The 25,478-nt window shown below is 40.1% G+C and carries 24 protein-coding genes, 1 rRNA gene and 1 pseudogene; 3 read left to right on the top strand and 23 right to left on the bottom strand.

From position 1 onward, the window contains the following. Positions 1-293: 293 nt before the first annotated feature. On the top strand, positions 294-785 hold the full coding sequence (locus VP97_RS20515) for a hypothetical protein (protein WP_050184024.1): 492 nt from the start codon (positions 294-296) through the stop codon (positions 783-785). 437 nt (positions 786-1,222) lie between these two features. Here the strand turns inward: VP97_RS20515 and VP97_RS20510 are convergent, their stop codons facing one another. From VP97_RS20510 to VP97_RS20480, 6 genes are all read right to left on the bottom strand, one after another. Then, positions 1,223-1,339, bottom strand: coding sequence for a GapA-binding peptide SR1P (locus VP97_RS20510; protein WP_050184023.1), 117 nt, complete (start codon positions 1,337-1,339; stop codon positions 1,223-1,225). Positions 1,340-2,132: 793 nt separating this feature from the next. Beyond that, a complete protein-coding gene (locus VP97_RS20500) occupies positions 2,133-3,074 on the bottom strand; it encodes an NAD-dependent epimerase/dehydratase family protein (protein WP_050184021.1) in 942 nt (313 codons plus the stop codon). Positions 3,075-3,076: 2 nt separating this feature from the next. Further along, a complete protein-coding gene (locus VP97_RS20495) occupies positions 3,077-4,390 on the bottom strand; it encodes a UDP-glucose dehydrogenase family protein (RefSeq protein WP_050184020.1) in 1,314 nt (437 codons plus the stop codon). Between the two features lie 19 nt (positions 4,391-4,409). Next, positions 4,410-5,579: a glycosyltransferase family 4 protein gene (locus tag VP97_RS20490; RefSeq protein ID WP_050184019.1), complete on the bottom strand. Its 1,170-nt coding sequence runs from the start codon at positions 5,577-5,579 to the stop codon at positions 4,410-4,412. After that, a complete protein-coding gene (locus VP97_RS20485) occupies positions 5,576-6,400 on the bottom strand; it encodes a glycosyltransferase family 2 protein (RefSeq protein ID WP_050184018.1) in 825 nt (274 codons plus the stop codon). The genes VP97_RS20490 and VP97_RS20485 overlap by 4 nt, the downstream gene beginning before the upstream one ends. Before the next feature lie 23 nt (positions 6,401-6,423). Next, positions 6,424-7,494, bottom strand: a complete 1,071-nt coding sequence (locus tag VP97_RS20480; RefSeq protein ID WP_050184017.1) for a glycosyltransferase — start codon at positions 7,492-7,494, stop codon at positions 6,424-6,426. A 298-nt stretch (positions 7,495-7,792) separates the two neighbouring features. Between VP97_RS20480 and VP97_RS20475 the strand changes: the two genes are divergently transcribed. Beyond that, positions 7,793-8,878 carry a glycosyltransferase gene (locus VP97_RS20475; protein WP_050184016.1) on the top strand — a complete coding sequence of 362 codons (1,086 nt, stop codon included), beginning with the start codon at positions 7,793-7,795 and terminating at the stop codon, positions 8,876-8,878. Positions 8,879-8,940: 62 nt separating this feature from the next. On the opposite strand, the gene rrf is transcribed toward VP97_RS20475, so the two are convergent. From rrf to VP97_RS20460, 5 genes are all read right to left on the bottom strand, one after another. Continuing rightward, positions 8,941-9,052, bottom strand: a 5S ribosomal RNA gene (gene rrf / locus VP97_RS24990). Positions 9,053-9,363: 311 nt separating this feature from the next. Continuing rightward, on the bottom strand, positions 9,364-10,398 hold the full coding sequence (locus tag VP97_RS20470) for a sugar phosphate nucleotidyltransferase (RefSeq protein WP_050184015.1): 1,035 nt from the start codon (positions 10,396-10,398) through the stop codon (positions 9,364-9,366). 959 nt (positions 10,399-11,357) lie between these two features. Beyond that, the gene (locus VP97_RS24080) at positions 11,358-11,516 is read right to left on the bottom strand and encodes a hypothetical protein (protein ID WP_156153581.1); all 159 of its coding nucleotides are present in this window, start codon (positions 11,514-11,516) and stop codon (positions 11,358-11,360) included. Continuing rightward, positions 11,513-11,857 carry a hypothetical protein gene (locus tag VP97_RS20465; protein ID WP_050184014.1) on the bottom strand — a complete coding sequence of 115 codons (345 nt, stop codon included), beginning with the start codon at positions 11,855-11,857 and terminating at the stop codon, positions 11,513-11,515. The genes VP97_RS24080 and VP97_RS20465 overlap by 4 nt, the downstream gene beginning before the upstream one ends. A 656-nt stretch (positions 11,858-12,513) precedes the next feature. Next, positions 12,514-12,630: a GapA-binding peptide SR1P gene (locus tag VP97_RS20460; RefSeq protein WP_050184013.1), complete on the bottom strand. Its 117-nt coding sequence runs from the start codon at positions 12,628-12,630 to the stop codon at positions 12,514-12,516. A gap of 799 nt (positions 12,631-13,429) precedes the next feature. Here VP97_RS20460 and VP97_RS20450 point away from each other — a divergent pair. After that, positions 13,430-14,164: a GntR family transcriptional regulator gene (locus VP97_RS20450; protein WP_050184011.1), complete on the top strand. Its 735-nt coding sequence runs from the start codon at positions 13,430-13,432 to the stop codon at positions 14,162-14,164. Positions 14,165-14,293: 129 nt separating this feature from the next. Here the strand turns inward: VP97_RS20450 and VP97_RS20445 are convergent, their stop codons facing one another. The 12 genes and pseudogenes from VP97_RS20445 to VP97_RS20385 all read right to left on the bottom strand — a co-directional run bounded on the left by VP97_RS20445 (position 14,294) and on the right by VP97_RS20385 (position 25,469). Further along, positions 14,294-15,727 carry an aldehyde dehydrogenase family protein gene (locus VP97_RS20445; protein ID WP_425388507.1) on the bottom strand — a complete coding sequence of 478 codons (1,434 nt, stop codon included), beginning with the start codon at positions 15,725-15,727 and terminating at the stop codon, positions 14,294-14,296. A 45-nt stretch (positions 15,728-15,772) separates the two neighbouring features. After that, positions 15,773-17,122 carry an aminotransferase family protein gene (locus VP97_RS20440; protein WP_050184009.1) on the bottom strand — a complete coding sequence of 450 codons (1,350 nt, stop codon included), beginning with the start codon at positions 17,120-17,122 and terminating at the stop codon, positions 15,773-15,775. 130 nt (positions 17,123-17,252) lie between these two features. Next, positions 17,253-18,050, bottom strand: coding sequence for a substrate-binding periplasmic protein (locus tag VP97_RS20435; protein ID WP_050184008.1), 798 nt, complete (start codon positions 18,048-18,050; stop codon positions 17,253-17,255). 80 nt (positions 18,051-18,130) lie between these two features. Continuing rightward, positions 18,131-18,922: a YitT family protein gene (locus tag VP97_RS20430; RefSeq protein ID WP_281175128.1), complete on the bottom strand. Its 792-nt coding sequence runs from the start codon at positions 18,920-18,922 to the stop codon at positions 18,131-18,133. A 101-nt stretch (positions 18,923-19,023) separates the two neighbouring features. Continuing rightward, positions 19,024-19,761 (bottom strand): annotated as a pseudogene (locus VP97_RS24590) (sugar phosphate isomerase/epimerase family protein). A 110-nt stretch (positions 19,762-19,871) separates the two neighbouring features. After that, positions 19,872-20,708, bottom strand: coding sequence for a sugar phosphate isomerase/epimerase family protein (locus tag VP97_RS20415; RefSeq protein WP_050184004.1), 837 nt, complete (start codon positions 20,706-20,708; stop codon positions 19,872-19,874). Positions 20,709-20,741: 33 nt separating this feature from the next. Next, on the bottom strand, positions 20,742-21,524 hold the full coding sequence (gene frlD, locus VP97_RS20410) for a fructoselysine 6-kinase (RefSeq protein WP_050184003.1): 783 nt from the start codon (positions 21,522-21,524) through the stop codon (positions 20,742-20,744). 34 nt (positions 21,525-21,558) lie between these two features. After that, complete coding sequence (locus tag VP97_RS20405; RefSeq protein ID WP_050184002.1) at positions 21,559-21,990, bottom strand: secondary thiamine-phosphate synthase enzyme YjbQ; 432 nt, start codon at positions 21,988-21,990, stop codon at positions 21,559-21,561. Next, positions 21,975-22,847, bottom strand: a complete 873-nt coding sequence (locus tag VP97_RS20400; RefSeq protein ID WP_050184001.1) for an amidohydrolase family protein — start codon at positions 22,845-22,847, stop codon at positions 21,975-21,977. Before VP97_RS20400 ends, VP97_RS20405 begins: the two co-directional genes overlap by 16 nt. A gap of 140 nt (positions 22,848-22,987) precedes the next feature. Beyond that, a complete protein-coding gene (locus VP97_RS20395) occupies positions 22,988-23,539 on the bottom strand; it encodes an HAD family hydrolase (protein ID WP_050184000.1) in 552 nt (183 codons plus the stop codon). A gap of 14 nt (positions 23,540-23,553) precedes the next feature. Beyond that, positions 23,554-24,633 carry an SIS domain-containing protein gene (locus tag VP97_RS20390; RefSeq protein ID WP_050183999.1) on the bottom strand — a complete coding sequence of 360 codons (1,080 nt, stop codon included), beginning with the start codon at positions 24,631-24,633 and terminating at the stop codon, positions 23,554-23,556. Positions 24,634-24,743: 110 nt separating this feature from the next. After that, the gene (locus tag VP97_RS20385; RefSeq protein WP_082220472.1) at positions 24,744-25,469 is read right to left on the bottom strand and encodes a GntR family transcriptional regulator; all 726 of its coding nucleotides are present in this window, start codon (positions 25,467-25,469) and stop codon (positions 24,744-24,746) included. Between the last annotated feature and the right edge of the window lie 9 nt (positions 25,470-25,478).

Here is a 25,478-nt window from a genome sequence, read left to right as displayed (position 1 = left end):
TTTCATAGTGGCGTTTTATATGTTCCAATCAGTAAACTAAATGACGTTTCAAAAAAATTCCCTTATTTATATAAAATTGCTGATATTTATTTTTAGTAAGAGAACATTACATTCTTTTCTTTAAGTATTTTTTCAAGTATTTTCAATTTTCAATCGATTCTTTGGATGACTGTTTACCAATGCCCATTACGCAGGGGTTTTCACCATTCTAGATATTTCATATAAGACACACCAAGTTATAGAAGTGCATAATTTATATAGGAATATGTCTGAACAGCGACGGAGGTATGAGTATGGTTCGCTTTAAATCCTTCTATGGCACCGTCACCATGATTACTGACTTTATGATCAGCCAAAATGGTGAAGGAGAAGGCTGCTATAAATTAATGTCTGTAGAGGACGGATATGGAGCCTTAGTAAATTTTGTAGTGTCACCCTCTACTTACTTTGTAGACCATGCAGTGGTAGCGGTAGGAGATAGGGTAACGGGATATTATGATGGAGATGCACCAGTCCCTCTTATCTTCCCGCCACAATACCAGGCACTTGTTATGGCAAAAGACAACCCATATCAAAATGTGAAAGTAGACTACTTTAATAGCCGGATGGAAAGCAGTGATGGCCAATTAAAATTAAATCTTTCACCCTCTACCCAAATAGTATTGGTAAACGGGCAAACCTTTACAAGAACCCCCGCAAACCGAAACTTAATTGTTGTCTATGGCCCTACAACTAGAAGTATTCCCGCCCAAACCACACCCTACAAAATTATAGTTTGGTGTTAGTGATTTTGAAAAAATATTTTATCACTTTAGATTAATAAAGCTTATAGACCTCTATTCATTTCAGACTTCTGCACGAAATGTTATTCCATTTCGTGCAATTATTTTTGCCCACAAGCTCAGCTTCATGTTTACATATCAGCCGTTCTTCTATTTCGGCCTGCATAAATGAAGGGTCTCCGAGCGTCAATACTACGCCATGTACCAGCGTTTTTTTCCCTTCCATTTCAGAAGCCAAGGTTTAAAAGACTGGTGCTTTATTGTACGCGGGAGCAGATGACACGTTTAGCTATAAAGGAATCTACACACATAGATTAACACCCAGCTATTCCATTGAGGTGGGCAAGCCAAATTTCACAACATAAATCTGCCCGGATGAATTATCATCCGGGCAGATTTATGTCTTATATTATGGTGAGATCATTTTAATTTTTGATTAATTATTCGTTGCTTGCATTTTCATGGCTGCAACCGCAATCTGCATACAACAATGTTACTTTTTCTTCTTCAAAATGCTCTATTGTTTCTAGACAAGTTTGACATACGATAGTACCCATTGTGTATTCCTCCTCGCTTTTTTGAAAGCGTTTTTTATTTGACTTTATCATAATACAAATTAGATGATAAATCAAGTTATCGGGACAAAAAATACCCACTTTTTATTTCACCTTTGTCTTCTATATATGTGATGCCCTTTTTCGTTTTAAATAAATAAAATTGATTACTTTAAAAAACGTTGTTCCACCAAGGTTTTAGAACCCATATTCTCCCGTTGGTCAGATTTGTTCAACTAACCAAAATAAAATTCTATGTCAAAGACTTTAGCTTTTTTGGATAAATGATTAAATACCAAAGGGTTATATTTAATCGTTTTTTCTGAAAGGGACAAAACAAGTCCCTTAATTATATTTATTCGCCTATCAAAAAGGAATTTATCCGTTACACTCCAAAAGATTGAACACAAGCAAAAGTATGAGCATCAAAAAACCCCTGAATTCTAAGAGGTTGCCCCATAGAGCGAGAAAAATAAAGCACCTTTACGTTAAAAAAGAAGAGATGACTGGACTTTTATGTAAAAAGGCTTGTCAACAAATTATGCAGGAAGTAAAAGAAGAGTCCTTAAATCAGCTTATCGAAGGCCAGTATATAAGTGACCGGTTACGTGACCTGGTTGGGCCTCCGCATTGATGTAGAAGTAGTTAAACCGGAAAGCCTGCCGTGCTTTTCTCTGAAAGCCAAAAACGCGAAAAACGTTCAATAAAAAAACGTCTTGGATTATGATTCCAAGACGTTTTTTTAATCCTGCAATGGCTGCCTGAACCGGCAAAACAATTTGCGCCTTACTGTTGTTTACGGTTGATACATTTTTTTGATGTAATCCCATTCATTTTGGATGCCCGCACGTAAGGTGATTTTCGGGTTATATCCCAGCTTTTCACGCGCCTGGGATATATCAGCCCACGTATGGAGCGGATCACCGGGCTGCATAGACTGATAATCAATTTTTATTTCCTTTCCTGTGACAGCTTCCATTACAGTAAGAACTTGATTCACAGAAGACCTTTCCGCGCCGCCGATATTGAACACATTTCCATGCTCCGGATGATTCATTGCCAGGATATTTGCTTCAACGGCATCACTCACATACGTGAAATCCCGGGTTTGCTGGCCGTCTCCAAATAGGGGGATGGATTCGTCTCTTAGGACTGCTTTCAAGAATTTGTGAAAAGCCATGTCAGGACGCTGCCTTGGACCATATACGGTAAAGTACCTCAACGAAGTTGCCGGCAGCCCAAAATTCAAGTGGTACATACGAAGTAAATGCTCACCGGCCAATTTACTTGTGCCATATGGAGAAATGGGCATTGCAGGTTTGTCTTCAGATGTCCTGCCGTCCGTTATACCGTAAATGGAGGAAGTCGAGGCGTACACGAATTTCTTGAGAGGCAGATCCTTACATGCTTCCAAGAGCCTCTGAGTCATTAGGATATTCAGTTCCACGTATTGCCGAAAGGTAGCTCCCCAGCTATTCCTGACGCCCGCGATCGCTGCCTGGTGGAAGATGACTTCGATCCCCTCCAGGAGCTTTTTCAAATCAAGCTCGAGGAGATTGCCGTTGACTAACTTGAAGTTAGGGTGCTGTAAAAGTTCTTTTACGTTATCCTGCTTAAAGCGTTCCGATTCTTTGAACAGGAACATATCAACACCCACCACTTCGTGTCCTTCAGCCAACAGCCGTTCACATAAGTGAGAGCCTATGAAACCAGCTGCACCAGTAACCAGCACCTTCATGTTTAATTCCCCCTCCCCAATGCCAGATAGGTTATGCCGGCTGCCTTCATTGTGTTTGGGTCATAAAGATTTCGCCCATCCAATAGGATCGGGTTTTTCATAAAATCCTTTGCCTTACCCCAATCAATGCCGGTGAAGGTATCCCATGCTGTACATAGGATTGCTGCGTTGGTTCTAACCAATGTTTCTTCGATTGTTTGGTAGACCTTGACTTTACTGTTATTAGGCCATGGAGTTTGCAGGTTTGATTGAATGGTAGGATCAAGAATGCGGATCTCTTTGCATGCAGGCAGAAGTTTGTTCACGATTTTGATGGCAGGTGATTCTCTTTGGTCATCCGTTTCAGGCTTAAAAGTGAGGCCGAGTATGGAGATTGTCCAGGGTTCCTTTTTTAAAGAAGCAGCCAATTTCGCCAGGTACACATCAGGCATTGCTTCATTAACGGACTCTATTTCTTTCAAAATATGAGTTTTAACACCTATCAGGTCCGCTGTAGAAATCAACGCCTTTACATCCTTAGGAAAACAAGAGCCACCATAGCCAATTCCCGATTTAAGAAATTCTGCGCCTATCCGTGAATCTAGTCCGACTCCGTAAGCAACTTGAAGGATATCGGCTCCTGTCTTGTCTGCGATTTGGGCTATTTCATTGATAAAGGAAATTTTGGCTGCAAGGTAAGCATTCGAGGCGTACTTAATTAATTCAGCTGTTTCCCAATCGCATATAACGTATTTACTTTTAAGCTGGCGATACAGCTTTTTTATAATGGTAATGGCCTTCTGGCTGTTTCCGCCAACGACGATCCTGTCAGGATTAAGAGAATCATAGACGGCATGGCCTTCCCGCAGGAATTCTGGATTAGAGACGACATCGAATAGGGTGTGGTCAGAGATTTTTTTCTCGAGATAATCCGATAACCAGCGATTTGTGCCAGTGGGGACCGTGCTTTTGATGACAATGACCTTGTAATCATTAATGGAAGCGGCAATTGTATCGGCCACTGAACGGAGATATTTTAAATCGGCAGTACCATCCTCACGGGAAGGAGTCCCGACGGCAATAAACAAGATGTCACTTACCCGAATCGCTTCCTTGATCTGATCGGTAAATGTTAACGTGCCTTTGATGTTTTTATCATTCAGCATTTTGTCCAGACCAGGCTCTACAAATGGGAGAACCCCGGCCGATAACTTTTTTACCTTTGCAGAGTCCACATCCGCACCGATTACGTGATGGCCTAAGGCAGCCAATACTGCAGCTGTCGTGGTTCCAACGTACCCGGAACCAATCACAGTAACTTTCATGATCCATTTCATCCCTTCAAAGTCCTCCGTCTTATGAGGACGAATTTTCCCCTTGCTCATTGCTTTCAAAGAGCTTTGTATAGAGGAGTGTAATATCAGAGGTAACCCGGTCAAAGTTGTATATGTCTTCCGCGTCTTTTCGGCCCGCCTTCCCCATTGCAATAGCCTTATGTGGATCATTAAGGATGTCAATCGAAGCGGCTGCGAAGGCCGCTGGGTTTTTGTAGTCATCTATCACAATTCCATTTTTTCCGCTCTGAACTACCTCATGATTGCCGCCCCGGCTGGTTGTAATAATGGGCAATCCTGCCGCCATTGCTTCATAATGCACTCTTGCAAGCGGCTCCTGCCATTGCGATGGACAGATGAAAAGGTCTGCGGCTGCGTAATATTTTGGAACTTCTTCTACCGGTACATAGGAAGCGAATACGATATTGTATTCATGTTCCTTCGCTAGCTGCTTCAGTCCCTCTATATATTTGCTGGTGGATTCATCTGCATACCACTTACTTCCAACTATCAGCAGCTTTGCATGTTTGGCGTTTTTCAGAATCTCGTTCATTGCGGTTAAAATAAGGTGGCACCCTTTGTCCGGAACAAGGCGGCCTACAAAGAGAATGACAGAATCCTTTGAATCGAGAGTATACAATGAGCGAATTTTGTTTCGCCATTTTCGTCCTTTTTTTGACCAAATGGGTGCGTAATCTTCCAAATCTACACCAGTGTAAAGAGGCTGGATTTTAGCGGAAGCGCCCGGGAACTTTTTGGCAGTATCTTCAGCAACGAACTTGCTGACTGTAAAGACCCAATCCACTTCCTTGAATGCTGCTTCAGCAATAGCGCTTTCTACTTTTAATGTTTGATACACAAGGTTATGGAGTGACAGGATGATCTTTGACCGGGGGGAAGCCTCCCGAATCAATGGAATATAGCCGGGCCTGTTGTAAACCTGGATCACATCAAACCGAACTTGCTTTACCCTTTCACAAACCTGCTGGAAAAACTGATCCTTATCATAGCGTTCGAAGGAAACACCATCGACACACTCTGTATTAGGAAGGGAAGGGTCAGTGATGGAGAAAACGGTCACTTCATATGTTTTGGCAAGCAATGGTGCAATTTTGCTGATTAATAATTGGATGGCTCCGCCCTTTACAGGGGGGCATGGGCCTCTGTCCGAACATATTAAAGCCACTTTCATCCAGCGTTACCTCCGTCCCCGTTGACATCAGTTTTGTTTGATCCGTCTCCGGGATTTTTTGACGGGTCTTGCACCACTTGACTTCGTTTTTTTCCATACTTTTCTTCTAATTTAGCAATCTTCTCATCATCCCACCCATAAAGCTCCAGCGTGGACTCAATAATTTCAGGATGGTAGATTCTAACCCTATGGCTGCTGCGATTATCCTCATGGAGCCAATATTCAGCTAAAGGCTCTTCCAGACAATAGCCACGATAATAGGCAGCCAATCGAAGCCACATATCCCAATCCTGCGAATACCAATACTTCCCGTTAAAAAAACCCGCCTTTTCAAAACAGCTCCTGTGAACCAGTAAAGTGGAGGTTCTAATCGTAAATTTGCGGATAAACAAAAAATATTGTAAATGCTCCCTATTCTCACAGGTATTCGGCTTCCGTAATTTTGTGTATTCCCCTTGATCATTCACATTGTGGTACCAGGTATATAAAAATTGGCAGTCAGGGTTCTTTTCGATAAATTCCATTTGTTTTTCGAGCTTCTCAGGCAGAAATCTGTCATCCGAATCACAAAAAGCGATGTATTCCCCTTCCGCAAGGCGGATACCGGTATTTCTGGCAGCTGAAGGGCCTTGATTATATTGCTTTATATAGCGGACCCGATCCTTATATCGCTGTAATAGCTTTTCCGTATCATCTGTTGAACCGTCGTCGACAACGATGATTTCATAATCCTTGTACGTCTGAGCAAGGACACTCTCAACTGCCTGCACGGTAAACTCTCCCCGATTATAAGTGGGAATAACGACACTTATCTTAGGCAAAACTCATCACCTCTTACGTAAACTTATTTTGACAGCAGTAAGCTGTATATTCTTTCTAAATTCTCAATTTGTTTATCTATATTAAAAAACTGTTCAACGGTTTCACGGCCGTGTGTACCGAACCTTTCCCAATCCTCGGAGTGCTGAACAAGATGCAGCAAGCGCTCGGCCAGGGCGACGGGATCGCGTTCCGGGACGAGAAATCCGGATTTTCCATCCCCTACAAGCTCCGGTATGCCCGCATGCTTTGTCGAAAGCACAGGTAAACCGCATGCCATGGCTTCTTTTAAAACATTCGGAATTCCTTCTTGATTTCCGACGTTGTCAGTCGTACTGGCGAGGGCAAATAAATGGGCTTTTTTCATTTCTTCTACTACAGTCGGATGGGAAACTTCCCCGAGGAACTTGATAACTCCATTCAATTGTAGCTGCTCTACCTGTTTTTCAAGCGTCCGTCTTAATGGCCCATCTCCGGCAATGCGCAGCCTGATGCCCGGGTAATGCTGATGAACCAAATGAACAGCTTCAATCAGGTATTCCATTCCTTTCTTTTCAACGAGCCTCCCGACCGTCAAGACCGTGGTGATTTCGTTTTCTGGTGCTGTGCGCTTTTTGTATGAAAACTTACTTACATTGATTCCGCTGTGATGGACGAATATTTTATCCGGAGAACATCCGTATTTGATAAGGATTTCCTTCATGTTCTCTGAAGTAACTGTGAATGCATCTCCATGTTCAAATAAATGCTGCAACCGATCACCATATCTTCGCATAGACTTTACATTTGTCGGGAGGTCAAAACCATGAAAAGAAGTCAACATCGGGATGCCGAGTTCCTTTTTGACTTCAAGCAAATCAGCTCCCGTTACACCAAACCTTGCATGAATCAAACTGATTTTTTGAATGCGGAGGATGTTTATCAGATCATCATTATCCTTGTATTGGTGAATGGACTTAAAAGGAAAATGCTCAAGATTGATGATCTTCTTGCAACAAACGATAGGGGAAACCGATTTAACATTTACCAACTCAGAGTAAATGAATGTTTCACTGATCGGAAGGTACCATCCTCTGACAACTGCTACACGTAACATAGTTTTCACTGCCTTTGTCGGAGTTGTAAATTACCAGCGGAAAGCGGCACAACCTATTATTCCATACTGCAACTACTTTACTTTATGAAAGCTTTGTCTGATGTGTTCATAGGTATACAAACTCTAGTTTTTTATTGGAGAGTGACGCTGCAAATTGAAAAGTGAGAAGCATCTTCAGGGTTATCATGGAATATCCTCATTTTTCGCTTTTTTGGGTAAAAGCCAACTACTAAAAGTTATACAGAACATATGATAATGGAATATCTCTTAGACGGCAGGAAAGGAAGGCGGAGCAGAATTGATTCATTATATTGTTGGGAGAAACCTGGGTCATTTGAATCCCTGTGTGGCCAATATTTCAAAGTTCAAGGAATTAAGCGATGAAGAAGTAAAAATTTTTGCTTTTTCACATACACACGAATGGCTGAAGTCAAACCTCACTTATGCAGAAATACATGATTCCGTACATTTTAGAAAAGGAGCAGACCAGCTTCTTAATGCCAGCTTACTTATTCATGATTGGAGAGATGAAATGAAGCAGACGAAAAAACAGAGGAAAGGCCAGGGACCCATCATAGGCGGAATTTATCATAGTGATATGAGTGTATCTGATGAAGATACAGATTGGACGAAACAGTTTAAGGAACAAATCCGTGCGGTTTCCCAAAGATCAACAGATATCTTTTTTCACATTAATCTTACACAGCCAAAGGAAATTCCAGAATTGACTACTTTGTATGTGCCAATCCCAATCATAGCCCGGGAGATCACCATGTCCCCGGAACAGGTGAAATCACGACTGGGGATTCCGGCAGATGAACCATTCATCCTCGTTCAAATGGGAGGGGGGGTCGGGAAATTCCGCTACCGCCACATCGATGAATGGTACGAAAAAATCAATCAGTTAAAAGGAACGTATCGGATTGTTGTTGCAGGTCAGCTAGAAGATGTGAACTTTCCATTCAATCCAAAAATAGTCCAGGCGCCACTATTTGAAAACGGACGGGAATTAGTGAATGCAGCTGACCTTGTGATAAGCAAACCAGGAATGGGTATCTTGATGGACTGCATCTCTACAGGAACTCCTTTGCTCGCATTGCCTGCAGATACAAAGGAGCGAGAAGTCAAAAACATGATGCTGAAGGAGCTTGCCGGGGATGAGCCTTGTGTCGCGGAGCCTGACATGCCCTTGCCTGAACTAGAAGCAAGAATAAAACAAATGATCAGTCAAAAACAGTATTACGAAGCAGCTTTTAGCAAAATCCCTCATCATGGGGCAGACATTGTAGCTCAATCGATGAAAATGCTGTCGGGGAAATCTCTGTTGGATTTGCCTGACATATATGAACAAATATTAAAACTGACGCCTTTTCAAGTAAAGTAGTTTTATTCAAGTTGTTTTACGTCCAATGGATAAATGAGAGGTATAATAGAAATATAATAAGAATCTCGGCGCCCTGCTCTCACAGGCGGAACCCCCAACTGCCATCGACGCTGAAGAGCTTAACGGCCGTTTTCGGTGTGGGAACGGCGTAATCTCTTCGCTGCAGCCATCAGACTGTGAAGTTTGAAAGAGTTGTTCCTTCAAACTCAGATAGAAGCTCACTGTATAGGCAAAAAGCTTTTGCTCTTAAGAGCAAAAGCAAAGCCGCAGATATTTTTCATTTGAAAATGCCGTCAATGTCTAGAAGTTTACATGTTAAAGCCTTTAATGGAGGACTGTTAAAAGCTCCATAAGCCTTTTCCTCATTGTATTTTACTGAGCAAAAAGATTCTCCTGGACTGGAAACATACACTTTTGCAACCCACTGCCCTATCGTCTCTATTCTCCTTTATGATAGGAATCTTTTTGCCCGATTCTACAATTGCTCATATATCGGATTCCTGCTCATATAGTTCATATACCGATTTGTCTCCCAGGATGCAGCGAACTTTCCCTCTAATCATATCCCCTTTTATGACTGACCCCTGCCCTAAAATACTATCACGAATGGATTGACGAGTATGAACAGCTGCACCTGCCAGCAAAATACTGTTTTCGATGCGGCATTCTTTCACCACACAGCCATTTTGCAAAGATACGTTTGGGCCTATCACTACATTTTCCAGTACGCAGTTGTCCCCCACATGGACATTTCCGAAAAATACGCATCCTTCTACGCGGGCATTTCGTCCAATGCTGACTTCTCCCCGCCCGTGTTCCGCCATCATCCACGTATTCGCTTCTAGCCAGCGGCTGTGCGTTCCAACATCAAAAATAGGTAACATGGTTTCCCGATATGTTACCGGATGATCGTGGTCGATCAGCCACTGAATAGCGTCTGTAATCTCATATTCACCACGTCCTGATGGTTGAATAGCATTAATCGCCTCAAAAATAGCAGGTTGAAACACATAAGCACCCATCACGGCCAGATCACTTTTTGGTACGGAAGGTTTTTCTTCCAGCTTTAAAATACGATCCTGTTTTTTGTCGACTAACGCGACACCGAATTCCTGTGGATTCGGTACCCGCTTTAAAAGAAGAGACGACTTTCCATCTACAGCTGACTGAACTAATGCACGCAGTGGGCCGGTTAAAAGGTTGTCGCCGAGAAGCAATGCAAATGTTTCTTCTCCAATGAAATCCTGTGCGGAACGAAGCGCATGTGCAATACCCAGTGGCTCTCTTTGAACCAGCAGCTCAATTTTCTTGTCTTTATAAACAGTGTTTATATGATCGGCAATTGCCTGCTGAGCAGGGTTGATGACCAGCCCAATCTCTTGTATGCCAGCAGCCTGGAATTTGTCAATCGCGTGATCGATCAGCGGACGATTCATCACCGGCAATAGTGGTTTTGGCAATGAAAAAGTAAATGGCTGCATTCGCGTACCATGCCCAGCGCATAGAAGTATTCCTTTCATTTAATGCCCCTTTCCCTCACAATGTTTTCATAAATTTCTACCATGACTCCTGTTCCATGCCGCTTCCAGAAACAATGTTTCATGGCTCTTTCAGTGAGTGGAAACAAGGACGTCCTTAAGCAGGTATCCAGCTGTGAGAATTTGTCCTTAATCCGTTGTTAAAAGGTAATTACCGGAAAATATTCACCCTTGTATAAGCAATAAAAAATGCTTAAGTACGGAGAATAAAAACGAGATAATACCCTCCTTTCTTATTCCTGAGCAAAGTAGTACAGTATTTCTTTAAACATCGAAGCTTACAAGTACGGTTGAAGAGCTTAAAACAGCTGATCGGAAGCTCTTTATACATCCTATTCTCTGCGTAAATGTTGCGTGTTTTTTTTCTCAATTTCTTTTCCGCTTTCGAAACAGGCATGGCTCCTATTTTCCCGCTTCGACCGTACCATCTGAAATTGGCATTTGCATCTAATGCGGCTGCAAGGGATGGGCAAAGATATTACTGAAACACTTGCCCATTTCTCTCAGCAACGCCATAGATAAAATCCAGAATAAGATCGAAAAATGACGCACTGTCTGGGCATCCTTGAAGCAACAGCGTCCTGGTATTCGACGAATCCGGAAAAGTGTAACCATACTGCAAAAAAGACCTTGCCGTCTTTTCAACCGGCAAAGTCTTTCAGATGAATTTATCTGTTTCCTATCGCATAAGAGCCCGATATGTTAATCGGGCTTTTAAAAATCCACTCCGGAAACAAAATGGAAAAAAGCTCCTGATCGGTCAACAAGGCCATTACAGACTTTGCCTTCTTCCATAGTCTGCATCATGCACTCGGACTTCCAAAAGAAGCTTAACTAGCTGATGCTGTACTGTGTTCAAGATAAGGAATGCTTCATTACAATTTTTCATTTAGGTAGAGAGATTTATGGAAAATCAATTCTTCCCGCACTTTCCTATTCATTTAGATATCAAATTCTACTATTGTTTTCTTATACTCATTATCCTCTAAAATAATTTGATAAGATTGCTTTTCATCAGGCAATGTGTAGTAACCATTAAAAGCGGCAGAAGAATTGGCTTCTACCTTAGATGGATCACTTGTAATGAATGGATATTTCACTGGTTGATGGCCTGTTTACTACTTTCAATCACATCTAAACTTTTGATATTTTCCTTTAAATTATCTGTTTTATTCGTTAATGTATAATTAACCTTTAACACTCTATCCGCTTTAACAAGTTCATTTCTATCTTGTGTAACCTCTACAGAATTTATCACTATATTAGAAGCAGCTTCATAGGATGGATATTGCTCACCTATATGTATCTTTTCAATTTTTTGTTCAGTAGCAGGATTCATTTTCTCCTTACAGTGTGTATATCCTCCAAAAACGATTCCTAGAATGAGGAAAAAAATATTGCTTTTATTACATCCTGCAAAGTTATGTAATCCCTCAAGCAAAACAACCCCTACTGAAATGGTAACAATATTCCAATTATACACTGTTGTGAATTTTGAATGAGCTTCTCTTTTAAAACGCGACTTTGTACATAATGATTAAGGAATAACTAGATGTAATCGTAAAAAATTTAATTCAATATATCCGTTTCTTTGGAAGCAAATCATTGGCTTTGCTTTTAAGCTGCTTCAGTAGCTCAACACTTCCTTTTTTATTTTGTATATACGAAACCAAGTTATGATACTGTATTCACAACTGTAGGAAGTTAAAGACGAGGGAATGTCAGGAAGAAAGTAATCCTGGCTGAAGCAATTCTATTTCTTACCGGCTGCAGTTACGATAAAAAGATTACAATACAAGAACGTTAAATGATATTTTTACCTGAAATCAACCTTATGAATTAACATAGACAAAAATGAAAAACGCCGGGAAGGATCCCAGGCGCCTATTTCCCCTTATATATCGGTGCGATAATATCTATCCTGTTTGTCCATATGCCGCCGGAGAAACTTCTGAAAGACGCTCCAGATTTTGGAGGCTGTCAAAGCCTTCAGAACAGCTTCCATTGCCGATAACATAAATCCGCCCGGATGAATGTATCATCCGGGCGGATTTATGCATCTTATATTATGATGAAATGATTTGAACTTTTGATTAATTATTCATTGCCAGCTGTTTCATGTTTGCAGCCGCAATCTGCATACAACAATGTTACTTTTTCTTCTTCAAAATGCTCCATTGTTTCTAAACAAGTTTGACATACGATAGTACCCATTGTGTATTCCTCCTAGCTTTTTTGAAAGCGTTTTTTATTTGACTTTATCATAATACAAATAAGATGATGAATCAAGAGATCGGGACAAAAAATACCCACTTTTTTTATTTTACCTCAGCCTTCTTTAAATGTAGCACCCTCTTTCTTTTTAAATAAGTGAAATTGACCAAGCTAGAAAATGCTGTTCTGTTAAGGATTTTCCGCTCAAATCCTCTCGCTAATCAGACCTCTTTTGGATTTATTCAGCTTATCAAAAAATTCTATGTCAATGACTTTAAATTTTTGAAACAAATGATTAAATATCAACAAGTTATATTTATTATGGGACAAATAAAGACCCATCGTTATATTAATTTGTCCTGCCAAAAAATTCGAATTGAATTTTTAATCCTTAAGTTTTTGGCATTTATCTATCAAACCCAAAAAATCTAATACAAACAAAGTAGACCCGGTAAAAAACGTTCTAAATTCCAGAGAGACTGCCCAGAAAGCGAGACAAATAAAAACATCTTTAAGGGGTCAGTTCCCTTCTTTTCAGCTTAAAGATTCCTCTCTTTTTTGATGTAGCCAAAACCAATATATAAAGTAAACCGTTTTCTTTTAAAATTTAAAAAAATTAGTATATACTAAAAAAATCTATAATCTCCTGCTAAATTGCTGCTGTTTGGTTAAAACTAGAAGCAGCAGAATCAACAACAGACTTTTCGGGGTTGTAGAAGTAGTTTCTTTTTGTAGTTCACATGGACAACACATAAATCATATTTAAATATTTCCATATTATGTAAAGTTGGTGCTAAATATGTTAAAAAAGTCAGACGAGAATAAACCATATTATCAACAAATAAGAGAATTACTTATTGAAGATATTAAAAGCGGAAAATTAAAGCATGGGGATAAAATTCCTTCTGAAAGAGAATTAGCTGAAACTTTACAAATTAGCAGAATGACCATTCGTCATGCCATTGATCTCTTAGAAAGAGAGGGGCTCGTTGAGCGCAGGCCGCGAGTAGGTACATTTGTGATAAATCGTCGCATCAGATGGAACTTTATTACCGTTAATAGTTTTACAAAAGGCATGGTAAGTAAAGGTTTCCAGCCTTCTACGAAAAAAATAAATATGCTTTTTGAGAAAGCTGATGAATTTTTAGCGAAAACGTTGAAAATTGATATTGGAGAAGACGTTTTCTCTTTGAAAAGGTTGAGAATAGTGGATGGAATTCCTATTGCTGTTGAATTAAGTCAAATTCCTTATAAATATTGTGAGGGAATCGAAAAATACATGGAGGACAATGTATCGTTATATGAAATACTAGAAAAAAAATATAACATTCAGTTAATGAAGCAAAAACAACGAATGAAAATTACTTTATCTAACTCTACGGAAAGTAAACTTCTTAACATAAAAAGTGAAAGTCCCTGTTTATTAATCCAGGGAACTACTCATGACGCTTCCGATCGAATTATTGAATATACAACGGGATTAGCCAGAGGAGACATCATCGAATTTTACTCTGAACCCACAAATCCGCATTAAAATTATTCAAGTTAAAAATAAAAATCTCAAAATACGACAAGGGCTTTCTATGTCATATTTTGAGATGATGGTTTCTTATTTACCTACATATATAACGATTAGATTCTTTAAATGTTAAACAGGTCCAGGTTAGGTACGATTAAATACAATTAATTTTTGTTCTGTCATTTCTTCAATTGCGTATTTTACGCCTTCCCGGCCTATTCCACTTTCTTTGACTCCTCCATACGGCATATGATCTAAACGAAATGTGGGGATATCATTGACTATTACGCCTCCAACGTGTAACTGCTGTGTAGCATTAAGGGCTGTTTGAATGTTCTGCGTGTAAATGCCTGCTTGTAATCCATAACGCGAATCGTTCACAAGTTCTATCGCTTCATCAATAGACGAAAACTTATTAATTAACACAATTGGAGCAAATACTTCCTGGCAAGAAACCTTTAAAGATGGTTCAACGTTAAGAAGTACCGTTGGATAAAGAATATTTCCCTCTGCTTTTCCTCCCATTACGATTGTCGCTCCCTGTTGTTTTGCTTCCTCAATCCAATCAAGGGAGCGCTGAACGTAACGGAAACTGATTAGAGCTGAAACATCGGTTGCTGAATCCAATGGATCTCCTATTACCAGTTTTTGAGCTGCAGAAACAAATTTTTCGACAAAGGCAGTATATATTTCTTGATGAACATAGATTCTCTGCAAGGAAATGCAAACCTGTCCTTGAAAAGCAAATGCCCCAGATACACAACGGGAGATAATTTTATCAAGATCAACTTCTTTGTCCACGATCACTGCAGCGTTAGAACCTAATTCAAGCGTAACCCGTTTTAATCCCGCTTTGCTTCGAATATGTTTTCCTACTGCTGGACTGCCTGTAAAAGAGATTTTCTGAACCCTTTCATCAGTTACAAGCTTTTCGCCAATTAAGGAACCGTTGCCGGTGACTATATTTAAAGCCCCCGGCGGTAAACCAGCTTCTTGCAGTAACTCAGCAAGAAAATATGCGGATAAGGGAGTTTGTTCTGCTGGTTTTAAAATAACAGTATTGCCGGAAGCGATTGCCGGTCCAACTTTATGAGCAACAAGATTCATGGGAAAGTTAAAAGGTGTGATAGCTCCAATCACTCCAAGTGGTTCTCTCACCGTGTATGCGATTCTCCCTTCCCCGCCGGGAGCTGCATCGACCGGTATCGTTTCACCGTGTATGCGCTTCGCTTCTTCAGCCGCAAACTTATATGTTTGAATGGTACGGGCTACTTCACCCCTTGCCGTCATCAGAGGTTTTGCTGCTTCCATAGCAATGATTTGAGCTGCTTCTTCTGATCGTTGGTCTAGTAGACGAACAAGATTTTCTAAAATGGCTGCACGCTGATGGCTCGGCATGGAACCCATTGTTTTTCTTGCTTCATAAGCAGATTGCAAAGCCCGTTCTACCTCTTCAACTGTTGCCGAAGGAACTTCTGCGATACATTCACCGTTATAGGGAGAATCGAGAGGGGTATAGTGTTCTGCTGGTATCCACTCGCCATTTATAAACAGATTTTTTTTCAGCTTTTCTTTCAACGCCTCTTTCATAGTTGTTTCCCCTTTCTCAGTGATCCATATGATTTACGTATTGGGTAAAAGATTTTTCGAAACTGCTGCTTCAACAACACCAATCGACTCATTTAAAATTTGGATCATATTTATAATTTCTTCTTTAGTAATTGTTAATGGAGGTGCGAATACGACAATATCCTGACCATCTAGCACGACTGATCTGCAAATCAGTCCTCGTTTTGCTGCTTCCGCTACAATAGAAGGAGATAAAGGTATTTCAAAAACTTCATTTAATTTTCTGTCTTTGGCAATTTCAATGCCGCACATTAATCCTAAGCCTTTTACTTTGCTGATAATATTTCTTTCTTTTTGTATCTCTTCAAGGCCGGCTAGCAATTCCTCTCCCCTTTTAGCCGCATTTCCGATTAAATGTTCCTGTTCGATGATTTCTAAATTTTTTAAAGCTACGGCACAAGCCATTGGATGTCCGCTGTATGTGTAACCATGAAGAAGGGTCCCCCTTGAAAGTGTCGTAAAATCTTTATATATTCTTTCTGAAACCATTACGCCACCAAGCTGGGCATAGCCACTTGTGACACCTTTTGCGAAGCACATCATATCCGGGGCGACGCCATAATGTTCCATCGCAAAGTATTTTCCTGTCCGACCGAATCCCGTAATCACTTCATCTGTGATAAATAAGATGTCATAGTCATCACATATTTGACGAATTTCTTGAAAGTAATTGTCCGGTACTACATGAACGCCTCCGGCTCCTTGAACGGGTTCCGCAATAAAAGCCGCAATTGTTTCCGGCCCTTCTGCTTCAATTAGTGATCGCAACGACTCCGGAGAACGATTATCTACATACAGGAAGTCAGGAGCTAATGAGGTAGTAAAGTCACGAAACGCTTTTAATCCCGTAGCACTCGTTGCTCCCATGGACACACCATGGTAGGATTTAGTTCTAGAAATGATTTTTTTTCTTTCTGGCTGCCCTTTTAAAAGCCAATAATGGCGGGCTAGTTTATACGCTGTGTCATTTGCTTCAGATCCCCCAGAGGTAAAAAATGTGGCACTTAAATTTCCAGGTGCAATTTGAGCGAGTTTCGCAGCCAATCGAATAGCAGGTTCATTGCTAAAAGTCGCAAAGCTCGAACTAAATGCTAACTTTGACATTTGATCCATAGCTACCTTCCCTAACTCTTCACGACCGTGGCCTATATTTACATTCCAGAGAGAAGACATACCATCAATCACTTTTTTGCCTGTTATATCATAAAGATGAATTCCTTTGCCTTCAGTAAAAACAAACGCAGCTCCTTGTTCTTGTTGTTGTTGAATCGCAGAGGTCGGATGAAAGAAGTGCTTTTTGTCTAACTCTCTCAATTCTTCAATTACATTTTCTATTTGTGTCATGGTAAACATCCTTTCTTTGATAAAGATTCCTGCTAAATTAAAGGTGAGACTAGTGAAATTATTATCTTTGATACTATAAATAGCCTAGGGTTTTCTGGTATATTCTAATTCAAGCATAGCCGTTCCCTTATTAATTAAAATCCCAGTCTACCGCCCACTTTTTATAAATTTCTTTCATTGTGCCATCTTCCTTCATCTTTTTAATTTCTTCATTTAACTTTTCCACTAACTCTGTGTTTTCTTTTGCTATTCCAATACCGATCTGTCCTACAAGAGAAGGTTTATACTCTTCTACGATTCTAAATTTCATCTCTGGATTGGTACTCAATAGATAACTAAAAGAGGGGCTGTCTCCTAAAACAGCATCAATTCGGCCAGTCTGAATATCTTTCAACATATCAGCAAGTGTTTGATATGTTTTAATATTCAAACCGAGATCTTGATTTTTTTCTTCCAGCATATCTTTAAAAGACGTGCCTAGTTGAACACCCACTGTTTTTCCTTTTAAGTCTTTTAATGATTTTGTTGCTGTGTCACTTTCTTTAACAATAAGTCCTTCTCCATAAGCAAAAACAGGATCTGTAAAGTTAATCACTTTTTCTCGCTCTTCCGTAATATACATGCCATCTACAATCACATCTGCTTTTCCAGATTGAACAGATGGAATAAGCGAGTTCCAGTCACCTGTTACCAATGTTGTTTTTAAATCGATTCTAGCTGCTAGTTCGTTCATAATATCTGTCATAAACCCTTCTACTTCACTTGTTTCTTTGTTTTTTGCCGCAAATGGATAACCGCCGGCTGTAGTAATAATTTTAATCGAATCTGGATTGGGGGTTTCCGAATTTACTTTTTCTGCCTCACTTCCACACGCTGCCGAAATCATCATTAAAATCAGAAGCCAACTAAAGAACAAGAACTTTTTCATTTTGGTTCCTCCCCTAGTATTAATAAGCTCACCATTTACAACGACTTGCTTGTTTAGGTATATACCACAGCGAAGATTCTTTACCAATTCACGCGGAAATTACCGAATGTTTTTTGAGTAGGCACCGAGGTGACGAAGGCCTCTGAATCCACTTCTTTTACAACGCGAATTATTTCTGACCATTCAATGTTTACAATTACACACAACAAAACGGTTCTTTCAGCATCACTATATACCCCCAAGGCTTTCCAGGAAGTAACGCCCCTATTAAGCATCTGGTTTAATGTAGACGCAATGTCGTCACCATGTTCGGTAACAATTAAAATAGTGCTTCTCTCAGCAATACTTAAAATTGTATCGTATGTTTTTGCTCCGACAAAAAAAGAAATAATAGTGTACATTGCAGACTGAGCATCAAATAGGAGCGCTGAAATTAATACAATACAAGCACTGAAAATCAAACCAAATTTCCCGATTGTAATGTTATAGTACTTTGCAATAACACGGGACAAAATATCAATACCACCAACAGATCCGCCTAACCGCAAAATAACAGCGGCACCTATTCCAGAAATGATAGCGCCAAAAACCGCATTTAGCATCACATCTTCTGTCCAAATTTCCTGAATAGGTATCCAATCGAAGAAAAAGGAGGAAACAATAACGGAATAAATTGTGTAAAAAATAAACTTTTTTCCAATATGGAAATATCCTATTATAAGCAGCGGCACATTAAACAAAAAGTATTGGGTGCCAATCGGCCAGCCAAATATTTGGTAAAATATTACACAAACGCCACCTAATCCACCGGCAAGCAGTTCGGCCGGCGTCAGCAGCTGATTAGTACCAAAAGCAAACAAGAAACAAGCGATTGTAAGACCGGCTAATTCCCCCGCTACCTTATATTTATTTTGCCGATCTAATGGGAAGCCGTGGAAAGAACGAGCGTTTCATCATTGTCACCATCTCCTTTTCAAGCTAAAATTCTTTTTACATAATCCACTGACTTCTTAAATTCTTGTCCTGGTCTGGTGTAATAAGCTGCAGAAGCTATCTCCAGAGAAAGAAAACCTGTATAGTTAAACTGGGCGATTTCATCCAGATATTGTGATAAAGGCAATGCCCCATCACCACAAGCTAAATGGCCTGAAGGCTTCCCATCAATTAAGTGAATATGCCATAATTGGTCTCCTAATAGGCGAAAATAATTAGCGACGGTATCTTTTGCTACAGCCATTGCCACAAGATCCAGCATCCCTTTTAAAGCTGGCTTGTTTACGTCATCAAGCATTTGCTTTAATTCCTTTACGTTTGTGACCAGGTTGGATTCAAATGGCTGTAGTGGTTCCAGCAATAGCGTTATACCTTTTTTTTCTGCTCTCTCAGCCAAAGTAGTTAACGATTCACGTGCGTACTTCCATGCTTCATCGATTGGTTCATGATAGTAACCCTATCCTGATGTCATCAGCATTCGATCCGTACCAAGCTCTGCGGTAATCTCAATGTTTTTCAAATAATAATCTAAGCTTCTTTTGCGAATCTCTGCTTCCGGCGCTGCAATGTTATTCGCATACATCAGCTGCTCTGGTGTATAACAAACAAGCTGCAAATCGCGTTGCTCTATTTTTTTCCGAATAGACGTTACTTGTGCCGGCGTCATATCTTCTGAGTAAAGATGAGGGTAGCCGCCCCATAATTCAACGTTTGACATTTCATACTTAACCATTTCATCTAAAAAGTAATCCAGCGAGTAAAGCATATAATGCAAGTTCATGCCAGAAATTTGCGACATCATGATCTTTTTCATATTTACACCTCCGTTTAAAGAGCAGCTTTGCTTACTGCATACTGGTCGAGATAAGCAAGAGATTTTTGTATAGCTTTCACTGGCTCGAATACATAAGTTCTGCCAACTATCTCAATTGTGACAAAACCCCTGTAATTATGTTTTGTTAATTCATCCAAGTATTGATAGATAGGAAGTGTGCCTTCTCCCAATACGGAGTGAAATGAATCAGCCAAATGGACATGCTTAATGTCTGATCCAAGCTCTCGAAAACAATCTGTAAAAGATTCTCCTGCTGCAGCCATTGGGCATGTATCAACGACTGCTTTTAAATTCGGCGATTTAATTTCTTCAAGCATCCTTTTTAAGGATAGGCTGTCCGGAATTAAATTTGACTCTTTTTTCTCTAGCGCCTCTAATACAACGGAAATACTCATCTGCTCCGCTTTTTTTGCAATAATTTCAAGTGACTCTCTTGACCTTTTCCATGCTTCTCCAGTTGATTCGTCGTAATATCCTTTTCCTGGAACGATTTGAAGCATATTACATTCAAGCGCACTTGAAATTTCAAGGCTTTTCAGAAAATACTCAATGCTTCTCTGTCTGACTTCCGGTTCTTTTGCAGCAATATTAACTGGATAAATGCATTGCTCCGGCGTTAAACAAATCAAGTGTAAACCACGTTCTTGAATGTCCCGGCGAAGTTTTTCCACTTCCTGAACAGAAGCATCTTCCACATATAAATGAGGAGAACCCGCCCATAGCTCAATGGATTCAATTTCCAAACTAACCATGGCATCTAAGAACATCGACAAAGGGTGCCTTTTAAAATGCTCATTCATTCCAGCAATTTGAAAAGAGTGATGTGCCATCTTATCATTCTCCTATTATTTAGTAACAGTTTCTTAATACGGGGCAAAAATTTGAACAACCTGTGCTGCGACGCTTGCTCCACTTTTCAAACAAGCTGAAATACTTTTCTGCTCAATCACGCCTCGAATGTAGCCCGCTATAAATGAATCACCGGCGCCTACCGTATTGACGACTGGCACGTCAACAATGCCTTCTTTGTAAAAAGTTTCTCCATCAAAAGCAAGGCTCCCCTTGCTTCCTAATGTAACAATCACTACTTGAGGACCTTGTTTCTTTGCCCATTTCATATAGTTTTCAATGTAATCATCATGATCTTGATAAGAAAAAAACGCATAATCGACCATTGGCAGAATGGTTTCCGCTCTCTTTTTTTCTAGTTTAGTAGAAAAATCATACATAACCATTGCCCCGGCAGCTTGGAAGTCTTGCAAATGGCCGTCGACTTTTCCCCAAACAGATGAATGAACAATCTCATGCTTGCTAATAAATTCTATGTCTTCTTGTCTTAACGTAAACTCACTTAAAACACCTTCAAAATATTTTAAATGTACACGGTCGTTTCCCTTCATTCCCATCTTGGTAACAGCTGTTTTTCCTGGCTTTTGATGAAAGTGAGTGACATCTATCAAATGGTTTTCCAGCAACTCAACCATTTCATTTCCATAGCCATCATCTCCTGTTACGCTAACAATGGAAACTGGTATGCCTAATTGCTTTAGGTGAATCGCCACGTCAACTGAATTTCCTGTGGGATAATATGTTTGAAGATCTTCATAATCATCAATGCAATTGTCGCCAACTGTCACAACCTGCATTTTTGCCACCCCTTTTCGAATAAATGGGAATGCCTCAGATACCTAATACATGTACAAGAAATTCTCTGTAAAGCGGCCCATCCATTTCCATAAAATAAATCGTTTGTCGAGAACCCATAACCATTTCTCCTTCGTGCAAAGGAAAAAATGTATCTTTCCCAACCAAGGCTGATCGCAGATGAGAATAGCCATTGACCGCCATTTGTCCGTCCGAGTTAAGAAAACGGGCATGGCGGTATTCCCCATTTCTCGGAATAAGACGCTGTAACATATCAACCAAGTCATCTTCAATATCTGGCAGCCCTTCATTGACTGTAATACCGCTTGTTGTATGCTTTGTCATAATATGAACCGTTCCATTTTGTATACCGGTAGCAGCTACCGTATTTTTCACAATATCAGTAATATTGATAATCTCCATATCCTGCTTCGTGTGTAAGGTTATTGTTTTTACGACAGACTGCATGTTACCCCTCCCTGATTCAACTGTAATAAGGAAGCTGCATTTTCATGAAAAATATTTTGTTGTAAAGAAGGCTTTAACTTGAGATCTTCTATCGCCCAGACCAACCGCTTAGGATCAACTCGTGGTGTATTAGAACCAAACAAAATTTGTTTTGATAAGCTTCTGTCCAGATTCTTCAAACCGATTTGTTCGCCAAGCACTTGCTGAACCGAATCTGTAGGCGTGCCGCTAAACAAAATGGATGTATCAAAATAAACATTTTTATGTTTAATGCCCAACATAAACGCTTCACTTACCCATGGCCACGCAAATTGAGAAATGATAATTCTAAGATTTGGAAATTGCTGAATCACTTCTTCTAGCTTCATCGGATGTGCAAAAGCAGCTTTTCCAACAGGCGACCAGCTCATTCCACAGTGAAAAAAGATAGGAATATCCAGTTCTGAACACAGCTGATATAAGGGAAAAGCGTAATCTTTATTGCTAATATCAAATTGCTGTAATGAAGGATCCAATTTCAATCCTTTTAAGCCATATTCCGTCACTGCTTTTTCCAATTCCTTCAGTGCATTTGGACTGCGTGGATCAACAGAGGCAAATCCGATAAAACGGGAGCTTTTCTCTGTCAACCAGGCAATTTGTTCATTCGTAACCAGCTTACAACCGTGTGCTGTTGTACAGTCGATCGGCATTATCACTGCCTGATCAATCCCGGCAACATCTAATTGATAAAAATGAGATTCCAGTGAATGAGGTGAGCTGTAAATCCCGTATACATTTTTAGTGTGGCGGCTTAACTCATCGTTTTGTTCAACAATTTCTTTAATATGTAGCGGATGTTGGTGAATATCAATCATGTTCTCACTCCCGGCTTAAAAGATTTTTGTAGCTTTCTTAGCGTTAACGAAGCTATCAATATTTACCTATCTAATGGTATATACCAACGAAAAAGAAAAATTTGGATATTTACTTTTTCAACGATGCTTTTCAACGGTTTTCAACGGTTTTCAACGGTTTTCAGCCATTTTAAAGCATTGGGAATACAAGCCACATCCCAAACGGGAATGATCCAAGGAGGATGCTGAACCATGGATGACGCTATTTTCCGAAAAGAAACGCTTGGATTTTGCAGCCAAATGGCATGCATGCCGCAGTGATTAGCACCAATGATGTCAGTATCCCATGTGTTCCCGACCATTACTGCTTCGCCGGGCTGTATGTTTAATGCTTGGAATACAATATCGAACGCTTCTTGGTCAGGTTTTTCGGGCTTTTGATGATCCAATTCAGACTGTGTTGCATAAACAAAGGAAAAAAACCGTGCAATCCCTAAGTTCTCCAGCATGTTTTGAAGAGCTTTACTGTTACTAATAGCGGTATTGCTTAAAATCGCTTGAGTATAGCCGAGATAGTTGACTTCTTCCAGTATTTTTTCCACATCATCCCTAAGCGTAATTTCTTTGTATTGATCAAGTGGCTTTATATCCATTCCTTCCGGCGGCAGCGTCGTTAGTGTATCGCCTACATCCCAGATCACATGCGAAATCAATTTTTTATCCATCCTTATTTAATTTTTGTTTTCAAGCGCTGATGGAAATCAGGATACTTTGAAACCGTTAAGTCAATTTTTTTGTCAGCTGATAATCGGTAAGACAAGATTTGAAAAGGGATGACAAATTCGAGTGGGCTAAATACTTCACTTGAATCGGAAAAAATATTCAAGTCCTTTTCTGGACGAAAACATTCTCTTTCTTCGTTCACAATCAAGTATGTGTAGGGGGTCACTTGCTGTAAATAATCATACAGGGCGAGAATCCGCTCTTGGCCGGCTCCTTGAGAAGCGATTAAAAATACATAAGATGACTGGTCTAAGGAAAGGTGGGGACCGTGCATAAATTCTTCTAGCTCATAAGCGTTAACTGGACATCTGACCGTTTCATTTAATTTCAAGCCGCCTTCTAAGGCAGTTGCGAAGTTGGGTCCGTATCCTACTATTATTATTTTCTTGGCCTGTTGAAGCTGTTGTTGGTTTCTTCCATACCAGTGATCAGAAAGTGAAACAATAGATGATATGCCGGCAATGAGTTGTTCCAAATCAGCAAGATAGTTCGTATATAATTGATTGTTAATTTTTTCTGTTACAAGGGCTGCTTCAAGAGCCATCATGTATAACGCACAAAGAGTAGATGTATATCCTTTTGTGCGAAAAACGACTTTTTCTTCTCCGCAGGGGATTAAAATCGTATGGCGTGCAGCTTTAACGATTTGCCCATGCTCATTGGCTGTTAAAGCGGCCGTTAAACACCCCTTCGCTTCCGCTTTTCTTAAAGCATCGATGGTAGCGGTACTGCCTCCCCCTTGAGAAATACCAATGACCATGGAGTGTGAACTCAATCGATTTTCATAATGTATAAATGAAAAGGGATAAACCACTTCCACTTCCATATCAAGAATCTTTTCGAGAAAATGTTTTGCGGCTGCCGCCGCGTGATAAGATGTTCCTGAAGCGGTAAAAATTAATTTATCCAAGCGATGGCTTTGTAACAATTGAGCAAAACCAGTCCAGGCTGTCTGCCTCGTCTGAAGCATTGCATGTAAAACAGCCGGCTGCTCGTTTATATATGTATACATCGTTTCAGCCATGTTCATTTCCTCCGAATTTCTTTAGTTTTGTTTAGCGCTGATTGATGCCGGCGAGAAACATGCCGTATGGAGCATTTGCTCAGCCGGCTTGAAAAAATAAAGTTGTTTTATTAATTTGCCGGTTCAGAATAAAATTCCACAAGATCTCCTCTAGCAAGTGTCCTCGAAATCTCAATGAACTGATCAGGCGCCGCAAATGTATGGCCTTCTATTAAAATACAAGGACTTTCATTCCTTATTCCCAATAAGGAACTTTCCGCTTGATCGGCTAAAGCCACTCTCATGTATTGCTTTTGGCGAACAAGCTGAAGACCATAATACTCTTTTAATACGTGGTAAAGAGATACGTTGTCTTTCATATGCTGTTCAATGTTGGGGCATAAATGATAGGGAATATCACTTAATTCAAGCGCTAAAGGTATGCCATCTACTTTCCGTAACCTTTTTAAATGAAAAACTTTGTCTCCTGGAGAAATCTCCAGCAATCGGGCTGTCTCTAAATCCGCTTCTTTTACTTCCATTACAAGCGTTTTTGTAGACGGAACCAGCCCTTTATCTTGCATCCCTTTAGTAAAGCTGTTTACTGTAACAGTGTTCCAGCGGATTCGCTCATTGGTAATAAACGTTCCTGCTCCTACCCGTCTTTCCACAAAGCCTTCCCGTTCCAGCATGCTGACCGCGTGTCTTGCGGTCATCCGGCTGATTTGATACATGTTTGCCAATTCCCTTTCAGAGGGAATTTTATCTCCGTAATTTAATTTTCCACTCTTAATATTTTCGATAAAAATCGTTTTTAATTGCTGGTAGTAAGGAATATCAATCTCTTCTTTTTTCATGCAATGCCT

This window comes from Domibacillus robiginosus (assembly GCF_000966195.1).
GTDB lineage: Bacteria > Bacillota > Bacilli > Bacillales > Domibacillaceae > Domibacillus > Domibacillus robiginosus.
Note: the sequence above shows the minus strand (reverse complement) of the source record. Positions and strands in the feature narration are given on the sequence as shown.